19 protein-coding genes are annotated in these 21,294 nt (G+C 72.3%); 15 read left to right on the forward strand and 4 right to left on the reverse strand.

Features of this window, described 5'->3' with window-relative positions; all coding sequences use genetic code 11:
• The first annotated feature begins 56 nt into the window (after positions 1-56).
• From AB0O36_RS20315 to AB0O36_RS20350, 8 genes are all read left to right on the forward strand, one after another.
• Entirely contained in the window at positions 57-827 is a 771-nt protein-coding gene (locus AB0O36_RS20315; RefSeq protein ID WP_365112089.1) for a hypothetical protein, read from the forward strand.
• Positions 828-1,255: 428 nt separating this feature from the next.
• Positions 1,256-3,202 (forward strand): acyl-CoA dehydrogenase family protein, encoded by a 1,947-nt coding sequence (locus AB0O36_RS20320; protein ID WP_365112092.1) that lies wholly within the window; start codon positions 1,256-1,258, stop codon positions 3,200-3,202.
• 97 nt (positions 3,203-3,299) lie between these two features.
• Positions 3,300-4,550: a 1-deoxy-D-xylulose-5-phosphate reductoisomerase gene (gene dxr, locus AB0O36_RS20325; protein ID WP_365112095.1), complete on the forward strand. Its 1,251-nt coding sequence runs from the start codon at positions 3,300-3,302 to the stop codon at positions 4,548-4,550.
• Positions 4,547-5,848: a site-2 protease family protein gene (locus AB0O36_RS20330; protein ID WP_365112098.1), complete on the forward strand. Its 1,302-nt coding sequence runs from the start codon at positions 4,547-4,549 to the stop codon at positions 5,846-5,848. The genes dxr and AB0O36_RS20330 overlap by 4 nt, the downstream gene beginning before the upstream one ends.
• Before the next feature lie 178 nt (positions 5,849-6,026).
• Positions 6,027-7,184, forward strand: a complete 1,158-nt coding sequence (gene ispG, locus AB0O36_RS20335) for a flavodoxin-dependent (E)-4-hydroxy-3-methylbut-2-enyl-diphosphate synthase (protein ID WP_365112101.1) — start codon at positions 6,027-6,029, stop codon at positions 7,182-7,184.
• A 224-nt stretch (positions 7,185-7,408) separates the two neighbouring features.
• On the forward strand, positions 7,409-8,254 hold the full coding sequence (locus tag AB0O36_RS20340; protein ID WP_365112104.1) for a GNAT family N-acetyltransferase: 846 nt from the start codon (positions 7,409-7,411) through the stop codon (positions 8,252-8,254).
• Between the two features lie 78 nt (positions 8,255-8,332).
• The gene (locus tag AB0O36_RS20345; protein WP_365112107.1) at positions 8,333-8,884 is read left to right on the forward strand and encodes a GNAT family N-acetyltransferase; all 552 of its coding nucleotides are present in this window, start codon (positions 8,333-8,335) and stop codon (positions 8,882-8,884) included.
• A 9-nt stretch (positions 8,885-8,893) separates the two neighbouring features.
• Entirely contained in the window at positions 8,894-10,609 is a 1,716-nt protein-coding gene (locus AB0O36_RS20350; protein WP_365112110.1) for a proline--tRNA ligase, read from the forward strand.
• 402 nt (positions 10,610-11,011) lie between these two features.
• On the opposite strand, the gene AB0O36_RS20355 is transcribed toward AB0O36_RS20350, so the two are convergent.
• The 4 genes from AB0O36_RS20355 to AB0O36_RS20370 form a co-directional block, all read right to left on the reverse strand.
• Positions 11,012-11,968, reverse strand: coding sequence for a slipin family protein (locus AB0O36_RS20355; RefSeq protein WP_365112113.1), 957 nt, complete (start codon positions 11,966-11,968; stop codon positions 11,012-11,014).
• Positions 11,969-12,036: 68 nt separating this feature from the next.
• On the reverse strand, positions 12,037-12,933 hold the full coding sequence (locus tag AB0O36_RS20360; RefSeq protein ID WP_365112116.1) for an aminoglycoside phosphotransferase family protein: 897 nt from the start codon (positions 12,931-12,933) through the stop codon (positions 12,037-12,039).
• A 16-nt stretch (positions 12,934-12,949) separates the two neighbouring features.
• The gene (locus tag AB0O36_RS20365; protein ID WP_365112119.1) at positions 12,950-13,399 is read right to left on the reverse strand and encodes a DUF4439 domain-containing protein; all 450 of its coding nucleotides are present in this window, start codon (positions 13,397-13,399) and stop codon (positions 12,950-12,952) included.
• On the reverse strand, positions 13,396-14,040 hold the full coding sequence (locus AB0O36_RS20370) for a hypothetical protein (protein ID WP_365112122.1): 645 nt from the start codon (positions 14,038-14,040) through the stop codon (positions 13,396-13,398). Before AB0O36_RS20370 ends, AB0O36_RS20365 begins: the two co-directional genes overlap by 4 nt.
• Positions 14,041-14,141: 101 nt before the next feature.
• On the opposite strand from AB0O36_RS20370, the gene rimP reads away from it, so the two are divergent.
• The 7 genes from rimP (at position 14,142) to truB (ending at position 21,118) form a co-directional block, all read left to right on the forward strand.
• Positions 14,142-14,639, forward strand: a complete 498-nt coding sequence (rimP, locus tag AB0O36_RS20375; protein ID WP_365112125.1) for a ribosome maturation factor RimP — start codon at positions 14,142-14,144, stop codon at positions 14,637-14,639.
• A gap of 2 nt (positions 14,640-14,641) precedes the next feature.
• Positions 14,642-15,640 (forward strand): transcription termination factor NusA, encoded by a 999-nt coding sequence (gene nusA / locus AB0O36_RS20380; protein WP_365112128.1) that lies wholly within the window; start codon positions 14,642-14,644, stop codon positions 15,638-15,640.
• Between the two features lie 125 nt (positions 15,641-15,765).
• Complete coding sequence (locus AB0O36_RS20385) at positions 15,766-16,041, forward strand: YlxR family protein (RefSeq protein ID WP_365112131.1); 276 nt, start codon at positions 15,766-15,768, stop codon at positions 16,039-16,041.
• Between the two features lie 150 nt (positions 16,042-16,191).
• A complete protein-coding gene (gene infB / locus AB0O36_RS20390; RefSeq protein ID WP_365112134.1) occupies positions 16,192-19,287 on the forward strand; it encodes a translation initiation factor IF-2 in 3,096 nt (1,031 codons plus the stop codon).
• 138 nt (positions 19,288-19,425) lie between these two features.
• Positions 19,426-19,719 carry a DUF503 domain-containing protein gene (locus AB0O36_RS20395; protein ID WP_365112137.1) on the forward strand — a complete coding sequence of 98 codons (294 nt, stop codon included), beginning with the start codon at positions 19,426-19,428 and terminating at the stop codon, positions 19,717-19,719.
• A gap of 53 nt (positions 19,720-19,772) precedes the next feature.
• A complete protein-coding gene (gene rbfA, locus AB0O36_RS20400; protein WP_365112139.1) occupies positions 19,773-20,213 on the forward strand; it encodes a 30S ribosome-binding factor RbfA in 441 nt (146 codons plus the stop codon).
• The gene (gene truB, locus AB0O36_RS20405; RefSeq protein ID WP_365112142.1) at positions 20,210-21,118 is read left to right on the forward strand and encodes a tRNA pseudouridine(55) synthase TruB; all 909 of its coding nucleotides are present in this window, start codon (positions 20,210-20,212) and stop codon (positions 21,116-21,118) included. The genes rbfA and truB overlap by 4 nt, the downstream gene beginning before the upstream one ends.
• Positions 21,119-21,294: the final 176 nt, after the last annotated feature.

Consider the following 21,294-nt stretch of genomic DNA (forward strand, 5'->3'; position numbering starts at 1 on the left):
GAGCCTACTGTGCGGGGGCTCCGGCCGTCCCCCTTTTCCCGTCCCGGAGGAGCCCGTTGACCGGCTCACCGCCCGGCCCGTCGCCCGGTCCGGCGGCGGGCGCGGTGCTGCGGCGGCTGCGGGCGGTGGAGTGGGACTGCTCCTGGGAGCGGGCCTACGCCCGGGTCCTGTCGCGCCGCGTGCTGATGCGCGATCACCTGCGGCGGGCGGGACTGTGGGCACGGGCCCTCGGCGCCGTGGACGCCTGGCCCTTCTTCGACGTCAGCGCCCACGCCGACCCGCGCTTCGCGCTCGCCCCGGAGACCGAGGCCGAACTCACCGCGTTCCTGGGCGGGTTGCCCGTGGACACGGAGGTCCGGCGCACCTGCGCGGGTGCCGTCCGCACGGCCGGACTCCTGGAGCGCGCCCCGGGAGCCGCCCGCGGCCTGCCCGACCCCTACGAGCCGCTGCTGCTGTTCTTCGAGCGGGGCGGCGCCTTCCACCATGACAGCGGCGGCTTCCTCGACCTGACCGGCGTGCTGATGCGGCCGAGGAGCCTGGCGGGGCACCTGGGCACCCCCGTCCTCCGCTCCCTCGATCCGGTCCTGCTCGACGCGCTGGACGCGCCGGGCCGCGTGACGTACTTCCTGGCCGAGGACCGGAGCGGACCGGTCCTGCGCACGCGCGCCACCCGGGGCGCGGAGCACCACGAGGCGTTCCGGCCGGAGGACCGCCGCTGGGTGCCGGCCCCCGCCCCCGCCGGGGACGCCGGACGGGTGCGGCTGGACGAGGTGGAGGCCGCGGACCGGGTGGCGGAAGCCCTCGGACTGCAGGACCCGCCGCGGTAGGCGCCGGAGGCACGGAGCCGGAGGCACGGGCGGCACCCGCCGCGCCGGTTCGGCCACCTGTCCGGCCACCTGTCCGGCCACCCGACCGGACGCGCCCGGACGGGTGAGGGCCCCGGGCGGCTCCGCCGCCGCGGCCGCCGGCGTACACGGAACCGCAGGCCGGAGGAGGTACCCGGGGCACCTGCCGGCGGCCGGGAGCGGTCGGGATTCCCCCGCTCTGCCCAACCCGGCTTTTCCGGGCGGACCGGATTGGGTACGACTGACAGGTAGCACCCGCCGGTAATCACATCCGGTGATCGCATCCCCGGCGGTTGCACACCAGGCAGTCGCAGTTCAGGCAGTCGCAGTTCAAGCAGTCGCACTTCAGGCAATCGCACCCCCGGCAATCGCAACGAGTCCCCGACTCCGGCGGCGAGGTGAGCTCCTCAATGTCCGCAACACAGCCCGCACAGCAGCCCAAGGTGACCGAGCGCGAGGCCCGGCAGGTCGCCGAGGCGGCCCGGGAGGCCGACTGGCGCAAGCCCAGCTTCGCCAAGGAACTCTTCCTCGGCCGGTTCCGGCTCGACCTGATCCACCCGCACCCCGTGCCCGGCGAGGAGGACGTCCGCCGCGGCGAGGCGTTCCTGGCCCGGATGCGGGAGTTCTGCGAGACGCAGATCGACGGGCAGCGCATCGAGCGCGAGGCCCGCATCCCCGACGAGACCGTGCGCGGGCTCAAGGAGCTCGGCGCCCTCGGGATGAAGATCGACCCCAAGTACGGGGGACTGGGACTCACCCAGGTGTACTACAACAAGGCGCTCGCCCTGGTCGGCTCGGTCAGCCCGGCCATCGGCGCCCTGCTCTCCGCACACCAGTCCATCGGCGTGCCCCAGCCCCTGAAGATGTTCGGCACCCAGGAGCAGAAGGACGCCTTCCTGCCCCGCCTGGCCACCACCGCCATCAGCGCGTTCCTGCTCACCGAGCCCGACGTGGGCTCCGACCCGGCCCGGCTCGCCACCACCGCCGTCCCCGACGGCGAGGACGCGTACGTGCTGGACGGGGTGAAGCTGTGGACCACCAACGGGGTGGTCGCCGACCTCCTCGTGGTCATGGCCCGGGTGCCGAAGAGCGAGGGGCACAGGGGCGGCATCACCGCCTTCGTGGTCGAGGCGGACTCGCCGGGCATCACCGTCGAGCACCGCAACGCCTTCATGGGCCTGCGCGGCCTGGAGAACGGCGTCACCCGCTTCCACAAGGTCAGGGTGCCCGCGGCCAACCGGATCGGACCCGAGGGCGCCGGCCTGAAGATCGCGCTCACCACCCTCAACACCGGCCGGCTCTCCCTGCCCGCCATGTGCGTGGGCGCCGGCAAGTGGTGCCTGAAGATCGCCCGCGAGTGGTCCGCGGTCCGCGAGCAGTGGGGGCGGCCGGTCGCGAAGCACGAGGCGGTGGGCGCCAAGATCTCCTTCATCGCCGCCACCACCTTCGCCCTCGAAGCGGTCGTCGACCTCGCCTCCCAGATGGCCGACGAGGACCGCAACGACATCCGCATCGAGGCCGCCCTCGCCAAGCTGTACGGCTCGGAGATGGCCTGCCTGATGGCCGACGAACTGGTCCAGATCCGCGGCGGACGCGGCTTCGAGACCGCCGAGTCGCTGGCCGCGCGCGGCGAGCGCGCCGTCCCCGCCGAACAGCTGCTCCGCGACCTCCGCATCAACCGGATCTTCGAGGGCTCCACCGAGATCATGCACCTGCTGATCGCCCGGGAGGCCGTCGACGCCCACCTGTCCGTCGCCGGCGACCTCATCGACCCGGACAAGGACCTCGGCGACAAGGCGAGGGCGGGCGCCCGCGCCGCCGGGTTCTACGCCCGCTGGCTGCCCAAGCTGGCCGCCGGCCCCGGCCACGTGCCCACCAGCTACCGGGAGTTCCACCCGCGCGGCCACACCGACCTCTCGGTGCACCTGCGCTACGTCGAACGCACCGCTCGCAAACTCGCCCGGTCCACCTTCTACGCCATGTCCCGCTGGCAGGGCCGGATGGAGACCAAACAGGGCTTCCTCGGCCGGGTCGTCGACATCGGCGCGGAACTCTTCGCCATGAGTGCCGCCTGCGTGCGCGCCGAGCACCTGCGGGTCTCCGGCGACCACGGCCGGGAGGCGTACCAGCTGGCCGACGCGTTCTGCCGGCAGTCCCGGCTGAGGGTGGAGGAGCTCTTCGGCCGGCTCTGGTCCAACACCGACGACCTCGACCGCAAGGTGGTCGCGGGGGTCCTCACCGGCACCTACGCCTGGCTGGAGGACGGCGTGCTCGACCCGTCCGGCGACGGCCCCTGGATCGCGGACGCCACCCCTGGCCCCTCCGAACGGAAGAACGTGCACCGCCCGATCCGCTGACGCCCGGGAGCCGCCCGCACCCGGCCTCCCCCACCCCGCCCGCGGGGGAGGGGGAGGCCGTGTCCGGGCACCCCCGGGTTGCGGCAAGAATGGGGGCATGAGCGACAGCCCAGCCCCCCTCGCCGATCCGCACCTCCTCTTCGACGCCGCGGCCGGCCGCCGGGACATCGTCATCCTCGGGTCCACCGGCTCCATCGGCACCCAGGCCATCGACCTCGTCCTGCGCAACCCCGGCCTCTTCCGGGTGACCGCGCTGTCCGCCGCCGGCGGCCGGGCCGAACTCCTTGCCGAGCAGGCCCACCGGCTGCGGGTGGAGAAGGTCGCGGTGGCCCGGGAGGACGCCGTACCGGCCCTCAAGGCAGCGCTGGACGAGCGGTACGGCGCGGAGCCGCAGCCCGAGGTCCTGGCGGGCCCGGACGCGGCCGCCGAGCTGGCCGCCTCCCCCTGCCACACCGTCCTCAACGGCATCACCGGCTCCATCGGCCTCGCGCCCACCCTGGCCGCCCTGGAAGCCGGCCGCACCCTCGCCCTCGCCAACAAGGAGTCGCTGATCGTCGGCGGCCCGCTGGTGAAGAACGTGGCGAAGCCCGGCCAGATCATCCCGGTGGACTCCGAGCACGCGGCCCTGTTCCAGGCGCTGGCCGCCGGAACCCGTGCCGACGTCCGCCGCCTGGTGGTCACCGCCTCCGGCGGCCCGTTCCGCGGCCGCACCCGCGCCGAGCTCGCGTCGGTGACCGTCGAGGACGCCCTCGCGCACCCGACCTGGGCCATGGGCCCGGTCATCACCGTCAACAGCGCCACCCTGGTCAACAAGGGCCTGGAGGTCATCGAGGCGCACCTGCTCTACGACATCCCGTTCGAGCAGATCGAGGTGGTCGTCCACCCGCAGTCCTACGTCCACTCGATGGTGGAGTTCACCGACGGCTCCACGCTCGCCCAGGCCACCCCGCCGGACATGTGCGGACCGATCGCGATCGGCCTCGGATGGCCGAACCGGATCCCCGACGCCGCCCCCGCGTTCGACTGGACCAAGGCCTCCACCTGGGAGTTCTTCCCGCTGGACACCGAGGCGTTCCCGTCCGTGGGCCTCGCCCGGCACGTCGGCGGACTGGGCGGCACCGCCCCCGCCGTGTTCAATGCGGCGAACGAGGAGTGCGTCGAGGCGTTTCTGGCCGGTCGGCTGCCGTTCACAGCAATCATGGATACGGTCGCTGCCGTGGTCGAAGAGCACGGGACACCGGTCGGGGGAACCTCCCTGACCGTCACGGACGTCCTCGAAGCAGAGACCTGGGCCAGGGCCCGGGCCAGGGAGATGGCGGCGAAGGCCGCCGTGGAGGCGCGCGCATGACAGCTTTCATGACGGTGCTCGGCATAGTCATCTTCGTCGTCGGCCTGCTCGTCTCCATCGCATGGCACGAGCTGGGCCACCTCTCCACGGCCAAGCTCTTCGGCATCCGCGTCCCGCAGTACATGGTCGGCTTCGGCCCGACCATCTGGTCGCGGAAGAAGGGCGAGACCGAGTACGGGATCAAGGCCGTCCCGATGGGCGGCTACATCCGCATGATCGGGATGTTCCCGCCCGGCGAGGACGGCAGGGTCACCGCCCGGTCCACCTCGCCGTTCCGCGCGATGATCGAGGACGCGCGGTCGGCGGCGTACGAGGAGCTGCAGCCCGGGGACGAGAGCCGGCTGTTCTACACGCGCAAGCCCTGGAAGCGCGTGATCGTGATGTTCGCCGGGCCCTTCATGAACCTGGTCCTCGCGGTGGCGATCTTCCTCACCACGCTGATGACCTTCGGGGTGAACACCCAGACCACCGTGGTCAGCTCGGTCTCCGACTGCGTCATCCAGCAGAGCGAGAAGCGGGACACCTGCCGGGCCGGGGACCCCGCGGCGCCGGCCAAGGCCGCCGGGCTCAAGCAGGGCGACCGGATCGTCGCGTTCAACGGCAAGGCCGTGGACGACTGGACCGCCCTGCAGAAGGACATCCGGGCCACCGTCGGTCCCGCCACCATCACCGTGGAACGGGCCGGGGCGCGGCTGGACCTCAAGGCGGACCTGATCGAGAACAAGGTCGCCAAGACGGACGGCCGCGGGCGCTACGTCGAGGGCCAGTACGTCACCGCCGGCTTCCTCGGCTTCGCACCGGCCGTCGGCTACGTGGAGCAGTCCTTCGGGCAGTCGGCCACCCGCATGGGCGACATGATGGAGGCGGGCGTGCAGTCGATCATCGACCTGCCCTCGCGGATCCCCGCCCTCTGGGACGCGGCCTTCAACGGTGCCGAACGCGAACCGGACGGCCCGATGGGCATCGTCGGCGCCGCCCGGGTCAGCGGTGAGATCTTCACCCTGGACGTGCCCGCCAAGCACCAGCTGGTGTTCTTCCTGAACCTGCTCGCCGGGTTCAACCTCTCGCTGTTCCTGTTCAACATGCTCCCGCTGCTCCCGCTGGACGGCGGGCACATCGCGGGCGCGCTGTGGGAATCGGTGCGGCGGAACACGGCACGGCTGTTCCGGCGCCCCGACCCCGGGCCGTTCGACGTGGCCAAGCTGATGCCCGTCGCCTACGTGGTGGCCGGTGTGTTCGTCTGCTTCACCGTGCTGGTGATGATCGCGGACGTGGTGAACCCCATCAAGATCACCTGACCGCGTCCCTTCAATACCCGCAAGACGGGGGAGCCGGACACGTTTCGTGTCCGGCTCCCTACGTTCGGGTGGAGCACCCCCCTGCGATGCGGGTCCGGAGCGGGGTGTGGCGTAGTCTCGAAGGCCGGAGCCCGCCGATTTCGGGACCTTCGATCCACACCTTGGGGTTGCACAGCAGATGACTGCCATCTCACTCGGAATGCCGACCGTGCCGACGAAGCTCGCCGACCGACGGGTCAGCCGGAAGATCCAGGTCGGTTCCGTGGCCGTCGGCGGAGACGCCCCCGTCTCGGTCCAGTCGATGACCACGACGCGCACCTCCGACATCGGTGCCACCCTGCAGCAGATCGCCGAGCTCACCGCTTCCGGCTGCCAGATCGTCCGGGTGGCCTGCCCGACCCAGGACGACGCGGACGCACTGTCGGTCATCGCCAAGAAGTCGCAGATCCCGGTGATCGCCGACATCCACTTCCAGCCGAAGTACGTCTTCGCCGCCATCGACGCCGGCTGCGCCGCCGTCCGGGTCAACCCGGGCAACATCAAGCAGTTCGACGACAAGGTCAAGGAGATCGCGAAGGCCGCGAAGGACGCCGGCACCCCGATCCGGATCGGCGTCAACGCCGGTTCCCTCGACGCCCGCCTGCTCAAGAAGTACGGCCGCGCCACCCCCGAGGCCCTGGTCGAGTCCGCGCTCTGGGAGGCGTCCCTCTTCGAGGAGCACGACTTCAGCGACATCAAGATCTCGGTCAAGCACAACGACCCGGTCGTCATGGTCGAGGCCTACCGCCAGCTCGCCGCCCAGTGCGATTACCCGCTGCACCTCGGCGTCACCGAGGCCGGCCCGGCCTTCCAGGGCACCATCAAGTCCGCGGTGGCCTTCGGCGCACTGCTCTCCCAGGGCATCGGCGACACCATCCGGGTCTCGCTGTCCGCCCCGCCGGTCGAGGAGATCAAGGTCGGCATCCAGATCCTGGAGTCGCTCAACCTCCGCCAGCGCCGCCTGGAGATCGTCTCCTGCCCGTCCTGCGGCCGCGCCCAGGTCGACGTGTACAAGCTGGCCGAGGAGGTCACCGCGGGCCTCACCGGCATGGAGGTCCCGCTGCGCGTCGCCGTCATGGGCTGCGTGGTGAACGGCCCCGGCGAGGCCCGCGAGGCGGACCTCGGCGTGGCCTCCGGCAACGGCAAGGGCCAGATCTTCGTCAAGGGCGAGGTCATCAAGACCGTCCCCGAGTCGAAGATCGTCGAGACGCTCATCGAAGAGGCGATGAAGATCGCCGCACAGATGGAGGCCGACGGCATCGCCTCCGGCGAGCCGACCGTCGCCATCGGCGTCTGATCGGCGTCTGACCGGCGTGTGACCGGCGTCCGATTCGCGTCCGATCCGGGTCTGATCCGCGTCCGGTCCGCATCTCGTCCGCGTCCGGCCCACATGAGCACCGGCCCCGGCCCCCCGCAGCGTGCGGGGGGCCGGGGCCTTTTCGTGACCTGCGGTGAGCGGCGTCCGCGCGTCACGCCGGGTAAAGTGCGGAGATCAGCAGATCCGCACGGTGAGGCGCCCACGTGTTGACCCAGACCACCACCAGGGTCCTCGAACCCGGCGACCTCCCCGCCGCGCTCGAGGTACTCGAACGCGACCCGGTGGCGAACGCGTTCGTCACCTCCCGGGTCCAGGTCGCCGGACTCGACCCCTGGCGGCTCGGCGGCGAGATGTGGGGCTGGTACAGCGACGGCGAGCTCCGCTCGCTCTGCTACGCCGGCGCCAACCTGGTCCCCGTCTGCGCCACCCCGGAGGCCGTACGCGCCTTCGCCGACCGGGCCCGCCGCACCGGCCGCCGCTGCTCCTCCATCGTCGGCCCCGTCGAGTCCACCACCCGGCTGTGGCAGCTGCTCGAACCGCACTGGGGTCCCGCCCGGGAAGTCCGGTCCCGCCAGCCGCTCATGGTCACCGAACGGCCGTCCGCCGACATCGCGGCGGACCCGCTGGTCCGGCGCGTCCGGAAGGACGAGATGGACCTGATCATGCCCGCCTGCGTGGCCATGTTCACCGAGGAGGTCGGCGTCTCCCCGCTCGCCGGGGACGGCGGCCTGCTCTACCAGGCCCGGGTCGCCGAACTGGTGACGGCCGGACGCTCCTTCGCCCGGGTCGAGGACGGCAAGGTGGTCTTCAAGGCGGAGATCGGCGCCGCCACCCGGCTGGCCTGCCAGGTCCAGGGCGTGTGGGTGGCACCCGAGTTCCGCGGACGCGGCCACTCCGAGACCGGGATGGCCGCGGTGGTCGAGTACGCGCTGCGCGACGTCGCCCCGGTGGTCAGCCTCTACGTCAACGACTACAACACCGCGGCCAGGGCGGCCTACCGGCGCGTCGGCTTCCGCGAGGTCGGCGCGTTCATGAGCGTCCTGTTCTGACCTGCTCCCCCTTCCGGCCGGCCGGAGTCCGGTCCGAGCCGCTGTTCCCGGCCGGGGACCGCGAAGTAAGGTCGCTGCATGGTGCTGCCCTTCCCCGCCGGTCTGGAGATCGGCCCGCTCGACCTCGCCGCACGCGTCGACGAGGCCCTGCGGGTCCAGGCCGTCGCCTTCGGGCTCAGCGAGGAGGAGATCGGAATCCGGCGCTACATCGTGCAGCGCCACATGACCTGTCCCGGCGCCCGTGCGCTCGGCGCGTTCACCGAGGACGGGGCCCTCGCCGGCTTCGTCTACGGGATGCCCAACGACCGCGGCCACTGGTGGTCCACGATCGTCGAGCCCTACCTGAAGGCCGGCGGCAACGACCACTGGCTCGACGACGCCTTCGCCGTCACCGAACTCCACGTCCACCCCGGCTTCCAGGGGCACGGCGTCGGCCGCGAACTGATCACCCGGCTCACCGGCTCCGCCACCGAGACCCGGTCCATCCTCTCCGCCATCGACACCGACACCCCGGCCCGGGGCCTCTACCGGGCCCTGGGCTACCGGGACCTCGCCCGCCAGGTCCACTTCCCCAGCGCGAGCATGCCCTACGCCGTAATGGGCGCGACACTGCCGTTGCTCCGCCGCTAGCCTCCGGGCATGTCCAACCACCACGAACAGCCCGTCCGGCGGATGTCCACCCTGCTGGCACGGACCCTCCGGGAAGACCCCGCCGACGCCGAGACGCTCAGTCACAAGCTCCTGGTCAGAGCAGGATTCGTCCGCCGCTCCTCCGCAGGGGTGTGGACCTGGCTGCCGCTCGGCAAGCAGGTCCTCGACAACGTCTCCCGCATCGTCCGCGAGGAGATGGACGCCATCGGCGCCCAGGAGGTGCTGCTCCCCGCTCTGCTGCCGCGCGAGCCGTACGAGGTCAGCGGGCGCTGGTCGGAGTACGGGGACCAGCTGTTCCGGCTCAAGGACCGCAAGGGCGCGGACTATCTGCTCGGGCCCACCCACGAGGAGATCTTCACCCTGCTGGTGAAGGACCAGTGCACGTCCTACAAGGACCTGCCGGTGATGCTCTATCAGGTCCAGACGAAGTACCGGGACGAGGCGCGGCCCCGCTCGGGCGTGCTGCGCGGACGCGAGTTCCAGATGAAGGACTCGTACTCCTTCGACGTCAGCGACGAAGGACTCGCGGAGTCCTACCGACTCCACCGCGAGGCGTACGTACGGATCTTCACGCGGCTGGGGCTGGACCACCGGATCGTGTCGGCGGTCTCGGGCGCGATGGGCGGCTCCGCCTCCGAGGAGTTCCTGGCGCCCGCCGCGGCGGGTGAGGACACCTTCGCCTCCTGCGCCGCCTGCGGGTACGCGGCGAACACCGAAGCGGTCTCCCACCCGCTCGGCCGGGCGGAGGGGGCGGCGGCCGGCCACGGTCCGGTGGAGGAGCTCGACACCCCCGACACCCCGACGATCGAGAGCCTGGCGGCGCACCTGGGCGTGCCCGCATCGGCCACCCTGAAGAACCTGCTCGTCAAGGTGGACGGCGAGATCGTGGCGGTGGGCGTGCCCGGCGACCGGGAGGTCGACCTCGGCAAGCTCGGCGAGCAGCTCGCCCCCGCGGTGGTGGAGCTGGTCACGGCCGAGGACTTCACCGGCCGGCCCGACCTGGTGCGCGGCTACGTCGGGCCGCAGGGTCTGGAGAAGGTCCGTTACCTGGCCGACCCGAGGGTGGCGCCGGGCACGGCCTGGATCACCGGCGCGAACCGGCCGGACACGCACGCCCGGAACGTGGTCTGCGGCCGGGACTTCGAGGTGGACCGGTACCTGGACGTGGTCGTGGTCGAGCCGGGCGACCCCTGCCCCGCCTGCGGCGAGGGGCTGTCCCTCGACCGGGCGATCGAGGTGGGCCACATCTTCCAGCTGGGCCGCAAGTACGCGGACGCGTTCGGGCTGGACGTGCTCGGGCCGCAGGGCAAGCCGGTCCGGGTGACCATGGGGTCCTACGGCATCGGGGTCTCGCGGGTGGTCGCCGCGCTCGCGGAACAGACCGCGGACGAGCGGGGGTTGTGCTGGCCGGCCGCGGTCGCGCCGGCCGACGTGCACGTGGTCGCGGCGGGCAAGGCGGCGCAGCAGGAACTGGCGGCGGAGGCGGCGGGTGCGCTGGCCGCTTCGGGGCGGCGGGTGCTGCTGGACGACCGGGCCGGTCTGTCGCCCGGCGTGAAGCTCACGGACGCCGAACTGATCGGGGTGCCGTGGATCCTGGTCGCCGGCCGCCGCGCCGCCGACCGCGTGGTCGAACTCCAGGACCGCCGCACGGGCACCCGCGAGGAACTCCCGCTGGCCGAGGCGGTGTCCCGCCTGACCGCGTAGCTTCCCGGAGGGGCGGGTCGTGGCCGGCTTCGGGTGCGGGGCTCCGGCTGCCGGGCCGGGTTCTGGGTGGCTTCGGGTGCGGGGGCCGGGGGCTCCGGGTGGGGTGTCCGGGACGGCATGATTTACGGCGCGCTGAGCGGCGTCCGGCTGCCTGGCGGCGCGCGCGCCACACATCACGCTTTAGTGTCCCGGACACCCCACCCTCCACCCCCGTCCCCCTCCCGCCCGCCGCGCTTCGGCCCCCGCAGACGGGGACCCCGGGACACCCCCGGCCGACGGCCGTACCCCCTCCGGGCCGAACCCCGCCCACGGGGTCCGGGGCGGAGCCCCGGTTTCGGGATGGGGGTCCCCCCGGACGGAGTCTGGGGGAGGGCGGAGTGGGGTGAGGGGACCGCGCAGCGGCTACGGGCGGGGGTCCGGGGGGACCGGGCTGTCCGCGGGGTCCGGCGGGACGGGCTGATCCGCGGGACCCGCCGGCTCGGCGAGCGCCGCATCGGCGGCCACGCCCGTCGGGGGCTCTGCCGGGGCAGGCGCAGCCGATGGCTCCGCCGGGACCGGCGCGGTGACGGCGGGCGGCGGCGCAGGGTGGGACTGGGCGTCGGTCGCGCGCTCCAGGAAGCGCAGCAGTTCCACCGGGAACGGCAGGACCAGGGTCGAGTTCTTCTCCGCCGCCACCGCCACCACTGTCTGCAGCAGCCGCAGCTGCAACGCCGCCGGCTCCTGACCCATGACCGCCGCCGCCTGCGCCAGCTTCCGCGAAGCCTGCAGCTCGGCGTCCGCGTTGATCAACCGGGCCCGCCGCTCCCGGTCGGCCTCCGCCTGCCGGGCCATCGACCGCTTCATCGCCTCCGGCAGCGACACATCCTTGATCTCGACACGGTCGATCTGGACGCCCCAGCCCACCGCCGGCGAGTCGATCATCAGCTCCAGGCCCTCGTTGAGCTTCTCCCGGTTGGAGAGCAGGTCGTCCAGGTCCGACTTGCCGATGATCGAGCGCAGCGAGGTCTGGGCCATCTGCGAGACCGCGAAGCGGTAGTCCTCGACCTCGATGACCGCGTTCTTCGGGTCCACCACCCGGAAGTAGACCACCGCGTCCACCCGCACGGTCACGTTGTCCCGGGTGATGCCCTCCTGCGCGGGCACCGGCAGGGTGACGATCTGCATGTTCACCTTGTACAGCCGGTCCACGAACGGGATGACCATCGTGAACCCCGGCGATTTGACCTCGTGCCGGAGCCGGCCGAACCGGAACACCAGCCCGCGCTCGTACTGGCGTACCACCCGGGACGCCGCCGCGGAGTAGAGCACGATGGCGGTGCCCGCGGCGACCGCCGCGGTGAGCAGTTCTTCGATGACCATGACGGCCCCCTGCCCGGCCGACCAAGCGGCGGTTCGTGGCTATTCGTGCCTGTTAACCACGTTATTCCCTACAACCAGGCGGCGAATTCCAGGAGCAGCTCCGAGTCACGGTGCCGCCCGGCCGCCAGCGCCCGCAGGCCCGACTCCACCGCCCGGAACACCGTCCAGCCGCGCAGCCGGTCCCGGTCCACCTCCAGAGAGTCCGCCAGTTTGTTCACGCGGCGGCGCGCTCCCGCCGCCCCCGCCGAGGCGGCGACCTGGTCCTCCAGCCGGTCGCGGACCAGCCGGGCCAGGTCGTAGGCCCGCTCCCCGACCACCGGCTCCGGGCCGACCGTCAGCCACGGCGCCCGCTCGCCGGCCAGCACCTTGCCCTGCCGGAAGTTGCCGTGCAGGAGCAGTTCCTCCGGCGGCAGCGCCGTCAGCTCGTCCCGGACCGCGAGGGCCTGGTCGGCCAGGCCCCGCAGCTCCGCCGGAGCGCCCTTCAGCACCGCCGACTGGCGCTGCGTACGTTCCGCCACCGTCTCGAAACCGTGCTCCGCCGGCGGGGCCACCCACAGCCGGCGGACCGTACCGGCCGCCTCCAGCAGCGCCTTCGCCTCCGGCAGCGACCGCAGCGACACCTCCGGCTGGAGCCGTTCCAGCAGCAGGCCGCCGTCCTCGTGCCAGGTGTCCAGCAGGCGTACGGCCCCGAACCCGCCCCAGTGCGCCAGCGCGGCCAGCTCCAGGTCCGGGCGGGCGGCCGGCGGGGCCAGCTTCAGCGCGGCCGGGGTGCCGTCGGGATACCGGACCAGGAGCACCAGGCTGCTCCGGCCGCCCGGAGCCTGGACCCGCTGCATCCGTACCCCGCGCCGGTCCTGCGCCTCTCCGGCGAGGACGGGGAGCCGGTCCAGCCAGTCGTGCTCCGGTGCCGGGTCCGGCTGCTCGCCGAGCGCCCGTACAAGCCGCTCCGGCGGTTCGAAAGCCATGCGTGCGTGGTCCCTTTCAGCTGTGCGGGGCCGATCGCGGTGGTCCCGCTCGTTCGGTCAGCCCAGGGAAGGCTACGCCGACGCCGCGCCAGCGCGCCGCGCGGACCGCCGCCGCGGTCAGTGCGTCGGCGGCCTCCCGGCGCAGCGGGCCGCTCGCCGCCCGCACCAGGTCGGAGTACGCGCCCGCCACCCGGTCCTCGATCCCGGCGGCCAGCCGCTCGGCGTCCTGCGGGCTCCGCAGGTCGAACGGCAGCCGGTACGCCGCCTCCGCCGCCCGCGGTACGCCGCCCAGCCCGCGCACGGTCCGGGCGAGCGCGTCGCGCCGGGCGAGGTGGGCGCCGTGGGCGTCCCGGGCCTCGGCGGCGCGCGGCGCGGCGACACGGGCGCCGATCACCCCGTAGGCGTAGGCGGCCGCGTGCTCCGCGGCGAGGGCGGCCTGGGCCGCCGCGAGGACGTCGGCCGTCATGCCGTGCCTTCCTGGTCGCCGCCCGCGGTCAGCAGGTGGTGGTGGACGATGCCGCAGGCCGCGACCGAGGCCAGCAGCCGGGCCAGCTCCCCGGGCGCCTCGGCGAGCGTGATCGTGCGGGCCTCGGCGAGCGAGCGCTCGGCGACGGCCAGTGAGCCCAGCGCCTCCTCGGCCTTCTGCGGCACGGCCGGGGCGGCCGGCGCACCCGCCGCCGGAGGGGCCACGGGGGAGCGGGTCGCGGAGGGTGAGGGCTTCGCGGACGGGGAAGCCGCGCCTCCGGGCGCGTCCGGCGGGGCGAGGGCCGCCACGTGTGCGGCGACCGCCGCGCGCAGCGGCGCCAGCCGTCCGCCCAGCGCGGGGTGCGCCGCGAGCGTGGCGTCGTAACGTTCCAGCAGCCCCCGGCTGTCCCGGACCGCGGCCTCGCGCAGCCGCCGTTCCGGTGAAACCCCGGCGTGTGCGCCGGGACGCGCGTCGGAATCCGAACAGCCGGTGAGCAGTACGGCGCCCGCCGCCCCGGCCGCGCCGGTGAGCAGGCTTCTTCGCGAAGGAAGGGAGAGGGGCACGGTGGAGTCCTCGGGGACGGGCGGCAGGAAGAACAGCCGGGACGGGCTGTGATCACGGTACCCGGGGGCACGGTCCAAGGGGCGGACGGCAACACCCTCTGCGACCGGATACCCTTTGATCTGACACGCGATCCACGCGACGGAACCACAACAGCACACGCGGCCGAGGAGTCACCCGGATGAGCACCACCCAGAGCGACAGGCTGCGCGGACTGCTGGAACCGCTCGTCGCCGCGAAGGACCTGGACCTGGAAGAGATCGAGATCTCCCGGGCCGGGCGACGGCGGATGCTCCGGATCGTGGTGGATTCCGACGAGGGCGTGGAGCTTGACGCCTGTGCCGAGCTGAGCCGCGAGATCTCCGACAGGCTCGACGAGACCGACGTGATGGGCGAGGACGAGTACGTCCTCGAAGTCAGCTCCCCGGGCGCGGACCGCCCCCTCAGCGAGCACCGTCACTACGTCCGGGCGACCGGCCGCCTCGTGAAGTTCCAGCTGGCCGAAGGCGGGGAATTGATCGCCCGCATCCTCGGCGTGGACGAGGACGGCATGGATCTCGAGGTCCCCGGCGTGAAGGGCCGCAAGGCCACTTCCCGCCGCATCGCCTTCACGGACGTCGCCAAGGCGCGTGTCGAGATCGAGTTCAACCGCAAGGACAAGAAGGAAGAGGAGGCGTAGCCGTGGACATCGACATGAGTGCCCTGCGGGGTCTGGTCCGGGAGAAGGAGATCTCCTTCGACCTGCTCGTCGAAGCGATCGAGTCGGCCCTCCTCATCGCCTACCACCGGACCGAGGGGAGCCACCGGCGCGCCCGCGTCGAGCTGGACCGCACCAACGGGCACGTGGTCGTGTGGGCGAAGGAAGACCCGCAGGATCTGGAAGAGGGCCAGGAGCCCAAGGAGTTCGACGACACGCCGTCGGGCTTCGGCCGGATCGCCGCCACCACCGCCAAGCAGGTGATCCTGCAGCGTCTGCGCGACGCCGAGGACGACCTGACCTTCGGCGAGTTCGCCGGGCGCGAGGGCGACGTCATCACCGGTGTGGTGCAGCAGGGCAAGGACCCCAAGAACGTCCTCGTCGACATCGGCAAGCTGGAGGCCATCCTGCCCGTGCAGGAGCAGGTCCCCGGCGAGGAGTACCCGCACGGCCTGCGCCTGCGCACCTACGTGGTCCGGGTGGCCAAGGGCGTCCGGGGTCCGTCGGTGACCCTGTCGCGCACCCACCCCAACCTGGTGAAGAAGCTGTTCGCGCTGGAGGTCCCGGAGATCGCCGACGGCAGCGTCGAGATCGCCGCGATCGCCCGCGAGGCCGGCCACCGCACCAAGATCGCGGTGCGTTCCACCCGTTCGGGCCTGAACCCGAAGGGCGCCTGCATCGGCCCGATGGGCGGCCGGGTCCGCAACGTGATGGCGGAGCTGCACGGCGAGAAGATCGACATCGTCGACTGGTCGGACGACCCGGCGGAGATGGTGGCGAACGCCCTGTCACCCGCCCGGGTGAGCAAGGTCGAGATCGTCGACCTGGCCGCGCGGTCCGCCCGGGTGACGGTCCCCGACTACCAGCTGTCGCTGGCCATCGGCAAGGAGGGCCAGAACGCCCGCCTCGCCGCCCGGCTCACCGGCTGGCGCATCGACATCCGGCCCGACACCGAGCCCGCGAACGGCGGATCGGCGGAATAAACCGGTACCGGTCCGGGTTGCGGGCCGGTAGACAGGGGTCGCCCGTTCGGCGGCCCGGATGAAGACAACGTCCGTTCGATTTTTCGCCTGAAGGGGTGAGGTCGGTACGGGGAGGTAGACTGAACGTGTCTGGCCGGACGCATGCCCGCGCATGCCCTGAGCGCACCTGCGTGGGGTGCCGGGAGCGAGCGGCCAAGAACGATCTGCTGCGCATCGTGGCGGTCGGGGACGAATGTGTTCCCGACCCTCGCGGTACGCTGCCCGGCCGGGGTGCGTACCTGCACCCTGCCGTGGTCTGCCTCGACCAGGCGGTGCGCCGCCGGGCGTTCCCCCGGGCCCTTCGGGTCCAGGGAGCCGTCGGGACCGCCGCGCTGCGGACGGTCATCGAGGCGACACCGTAAGAAGGAAGTACGGCACGGAAACCCCGTGCGGTCAGGTACCTCGCGAGTTGGAAGTAGGTCGAGATTGCGATGAGCACTCGATGAGTACGCGATGAGTACGCCCATGAAGTAGCGACGGTCCGGCGGTAACCCGGACCTAAAAGGAGCGAAGTGGCTAAGGTCCGGGTATACGAACTCGCCAAGGAGTTCGGGGTTGAGAGCAAGGTCGTCATGGCCAAGCTCCAAGAACTCGGTGAATTCGTCCGTTCGGCGTCCTCGACGATCGAGGCGCCCGTTGTACGCAAGCTGACCGACGCGTTGCAGGGTCCCGGCGGTGCCGGCAAGACCGCTGCGAAGCCCGGTGCGCCCCGCAAGGCGACGCCTGCGAAGCCCGCTGCGCCGTCCCCGGCGACCGCGGCACGTCCTGCTGCCCCGAAGCCCGGCGCCCCGGCCCCCAAGCCGGCCGCAGCCGAGGCTCCGTCCGTCAGCGCCCCGGTGACCCCGGCCACTCCCGGCCCGCGTCCCGGTCCCAAGGCTCCGGCCCCGAAGCCCGCTCCGGCGGCTCCGGCCCCGGTCGCGGCCGAGTTCCAGGCACCGCCGTCGGCTCCGGCCGCCCCGGCGCGTCCTTCCGCGACCCCGGGCCCGCGCCCGGCCGCGCAGCGTCCCGCCGCGCCCGGCGCCCGTCCCGGCGCGCCGCGCCCGGGTGGCGCCCCCGGCGCCCAGGCCCCCCGTCCGGGTGGCTCGCAGGCCCCGCAGGCCCCGCGTCCGGGTGCCCGTCCGGCCGGCCCGCGTCCGGGCAACAACCCCTTCACGTCCGGTGGCTCCACCGGCATGGCCCGTCCGCAGGCTCCGCGCCCGCAGGGCGGCCCGCGTCCGGGTGCCCCGGGTACAGGCCAGGGCGGCCCGCGTCCGCAGGGCGCCGGCCAGGGCGGTCCCCGTCCGCAGGGTCCCGGCCAGGGCGGTCAGCCCGGTGGGCGGCCTTCTCCGGCCGGCATGCCGCGCCCCCAGGGCGGCCCGCGTCCCGGTCCGGCCGGTCCGGGCGGTAACCGTCCGAACCCGGGCATGATGCCGCAGCGTCCCGCTGCCGGCCCGCGTCCGGGCCCCGGCGGCCGCGGTCCCGGTGGCCCCGGTGGCCGTCCGGGTGGTCCCGGCGGTGCCGGCGGCGGTCGTCCCGGCTTCGCCGGTCGTCCGGCCGGTCCGGGCTCGCGCCCGGCAGGCGGCGGCGGCTTCGGCGGCCCGCGTCCCGGCGGCGGCGGCTTCGGCGGCGGTCCTGCCGGTGGCGGCGGCGGTCGTCCCGGTGGCTTCGGCGGCCGTCCCGGCGGCCCCGGCGGCCGTGGTGGCACGCAGGGCGCCTTCGGCCGTCCCGGCGGCCCGGCCCGTCGCGGCCGCAAGTCGAAGCGGCAGAGGCGCCAGGAGTACGAGGCCATGCAGGCCCCGTCCGTGGGCGGCGTGATGCTGCCCCGCGGCAACGGCGAGACCATTCGCCTGTCGCGCGGTGCGTCGCTCACCGACTTCGCGGAGAAGATCAACGCCAACCCGGCGTCGCTCGTCGCCGTGATGATGAACCTGGGCGAGATGGTCACGGCCACCCAGTCCGTGTCGGACGACACGCTGGAGATGCTGGCCCAGGAGATGAACTACACCGTCCAGGTCGTCAGCCCGGAGGAGGAGGACCGCGAGCTGCTCGAGTCCTTCGACATCGAGTTCGGCGAGGACGAGGGCGGCGAGGAGTTCCTCGTTGCGCGTCCGCCGGTCGTGACCGTCATGGGTCACGTCGACCACGGTAAGACCCGACTCCTGGACGCGATCCGCAAGACCAACGTGGTCGCGGGCGAGGCCGGTGGCATCACCCAGCACATCGGTGCCTACCAGGTCTCCACCGAGGTGAACGACGAAGAGCGTCGCATCACCTTCATCGACACCCCGGGTCACGAGGCGTTCACCGCCATGCGTGCCCGTGGTGCCAAGTCCACCGACATCGCGATCCTGGTGGTCGCGGCCAACGACGGCGTCATGCCGCAGACCATCGAGGCGCTCAACCACGCCAAGGCTGCGGACGTCCCGATCGTGGTCGCGGTCAACAAGATCGACGTCGAGGGTGCCGACCCGGTCAAGGTGCGCGGTCAGCTGACCGAGTACGGCCTGGTGGCCGAGGAGTACGGCGGCGACACCATGTTCGTCGACATCTCCGCCAAGCAGGGTCTGCACATCGACTCCCTGCTGGAGGCCGTCGTCCTCACCGCCGACGCCTCGCTCGACCTGCGGGCCAACCCGGAGCAGGACGCGCAGGGTATTGCGATCGAGTCGCACCTCGACCGCGGCCGCGGTGCCGTCTCCACCGTCCTGGTGCAGCGCGGTACCCTCCGCATCGGCGACACGATGGTCGTCGGCGACGCGTACGGCCGTGTCCGCGCGATGCTCGACGACAAGGGCAACAACGTCGAGGAAGCGGGTCCGTCGACCCCCGTCCTGGTCCTGGGTCTCACCAACGTCCCCGGCGCCGGCGACAACTTCCTGGTCGTCGACGAGGACCGTACGGCCCGCCAGATCGCCGAGAAGCGCGCGGCGCGCGAGCGCAACGCCAACTTCGCCAAGCGGGTCCGCCGGGTCTCCCTCGAGGACCTCGACAAGGTGCTCAAGGCCGGTCAGATCCAGGAACTCAACCTCATCATCAAGGGCGACGCGTCCGGTGCGGTCGAGGCCCTGGAGTCCTCCCTGCTCCAGCTCGACGTCGGCGAAGAGGTCGACATCCGGGTCCTGCACCGCGGCGTCGGTGCGGTCACGGAGTCCGACATCGACCTGGCGATGGGCTCCGACGCCATCGTCATCGGCTACAACGTCCGTGCGGCCGGCCGTGCCGCGCAGATGGCGGAGCGCGAGGGCGTCGACGTCCGGTACTACTCGGTGATCTACCAGGCCATCGAGGAGATCGAGGCGGCCCTGAAGGGTCTGCTCAAGCCGGAGTACGAAGAGGTCGAGCTGGGTACGGCGGAGATCCGCGAGGTCTTCCGCTCGTCCAAGCTGGGCAACATCGCCGGTGTCCTGGTCCGCTCGGGCGAGGTCAAGCGCAACACCAAGGCGCGCCTGCTGCGCGACGGCAAGGTCGTTGCGGAGAACCTCACCATCTCGGGCCTGCGCCGCTTCAAGGACGACGTCACCGAGATCCGCGAAGGCTTCGAGGGTGGTATCAACCTCGGAAACTTCAACGACATCAAGATCGACGACGTCATCGCGACGTACGAGATGCGCGAGAAGCCGCGCGTCTGAGCGGTTGCCTTGTGACCGGGGCCGGTCGGCGGAATTTCCGTCGATCGGCCCCGGCCGTTGCGTGTACGGTTCTGGTGTCCCTGCCGAGCGACGGCCGGCAGGTCACCGAACCCGAACCGGCGGGAGATCCGGCACCGCATGTACGTGGGGACTCTGTCCTTCGACCTGCTCCTCGGCGATGTGCATTCGCTGAAGGAGAAACGCTCCGTTGTCCGACCCATCGTCGCCGAGCTCCAGCGCAAGTTCTCCGTGAGCGCGGCCGAGGTGGGCGACCAGGACCTCCACCGCAGGGCCCGGATAGGGGTCGCGATGGTGTCCGGGGACGCCGGATTCCTGTCGGACGTGCTCGACCGCTGCGAGCGGCTGGTCGCGGCACGTCCGGAAGTGGAGCTGCTGTCCGTGCGACGGCGCCTCCACGGTGATGATGACTGATTGTTTGCTTGACCTGCAGCTCGTCTGCAGAAGGAAATGAAGGAGACGGACCAGTGGCCGACAACGCGCGGGCGAAGAAGCTGGCGGACCTCATCCGGGAGGTGGTCGCCCAGAAGCTGCAGCGGGGTATCAAGGACCCGCGCCTCGGTACGCACGTGACGATCACCGACACCCGGGTCACCGGCGACCTGCGGGAGGCCACGGTCTTCTACACGGTCTACGGCGACGAGGAGGAGCGGGCGGCCGCGGCGAAGGGACTGGAGAGCGCCAAGGGCATCCTGCGCTCGGCGGTCGGCCAGGCGGCGGGCATCAAGTTCACGCCCACCCTGACCTTCGTCGCCGACGCCCTGCCGGAGAACGCCCGGACCATCGAGGACCTCCTCGACCGGGCCCGTGCCTCCGACGAAGAGGTGCGCCAGGCGTCCTCGGGCGCCACCTACGCCGGCGACGCCGACCCGTACAAGAAGCCCGGCGAGGACGACGCAGCCGAATGAGCAAGCACGTATCCACCACGCCGGACGGCCTTGTCATCGTCGACAAGCCGTCCGGCTTCACTTCGCACGACGTGGTCGCCAAGATGCGCGGCATGGCCAAGACCCGCCGGGTCGGCCACGCCGGCACCCTCGACCCGATGGCCACGGGCGTCCTCGTCCTGGGCGTCGAGAAGGCGACCAAGCTCCTCGGCCACCTCGCGCTGACCGAGAAGGAGTACCTCGGCACGATCCGGCTCGGCCAGGACACCCTGACCGATGACGCCGAGGGCGAGATCACCTCGTCCGCGGACGCCTCCGGGATCAAGCGCGAGGACGTGGACGAGGGCATCCGCAAGCTGACCGGCGAGATCATGCAGGTCCCGTCCAAGGTCAGCGCCATCAAGATCAACGGCGTGCGGTCCTACAAGCGCGCCCGCGAGGGCGAGGAGTTCGAGATCCCGGCCCGCCCGGTCACCGTCTCGTCCTTCCACGTCTACGACATGCGCGAGGCCACCGCCGAGAACGGCACCCCGGTGGTCGACCTGGTCGTCTCCGTGGTCTGCTCCAGCGGTACCTACATCCGGGCGCTGGCCCGCGACCTCGGCGCCGACCTCGGCGTCGGCGGGCACCTGACCGCGCTGCGGCGCACCCGGGTCGGCCCGTACAAGCTGGACAAGGCCCGCACCCTGGACCAGCTCCAGGAGGAGCTGACCGTGATGCCGATCGCCGACGCGGCGGCCGCGGCCTTCCCCCGCTGGGACCTCGACGGGCGCCGCGCGTCGCTGCTGACCAACGGGGTCCGGCTGGAGATGCCGGAAGAGTACGAGCCCGGGAAGACCGTGGCGGTGTTCGGCCCGGAGGGCCGGCTGCTCGGCCTGGTCGAGAGCAAGTCGGGCAAGGCGAAGTCCCTCGCGGTCTTCGCGTAGCGACCGCCCCGCGCCTTTGACGTGGAGCGGTGAGCGCATGTGGTCCGCCGAGGCCGGACTGCTGCTCACCGCTCCACGACCCCCCTCGCTGTAGGTCTCTATCCATCTGGAGGCCGATATTCACCCGCACGAGCAGGCGCTCGGAGTGAACCGAGGGAGCACAGGGGGGCGCGTTC

The sequence above is a fragment of the Streptomyces sp. NPDC089799 genome (assembly GCF_040684755.1).
Classification (GTDB): domain Bacteria; phylum Actinomycetota; class Actinomycetes; order Streptomycetales; family Streptomycetaceae; genus Streptomyces.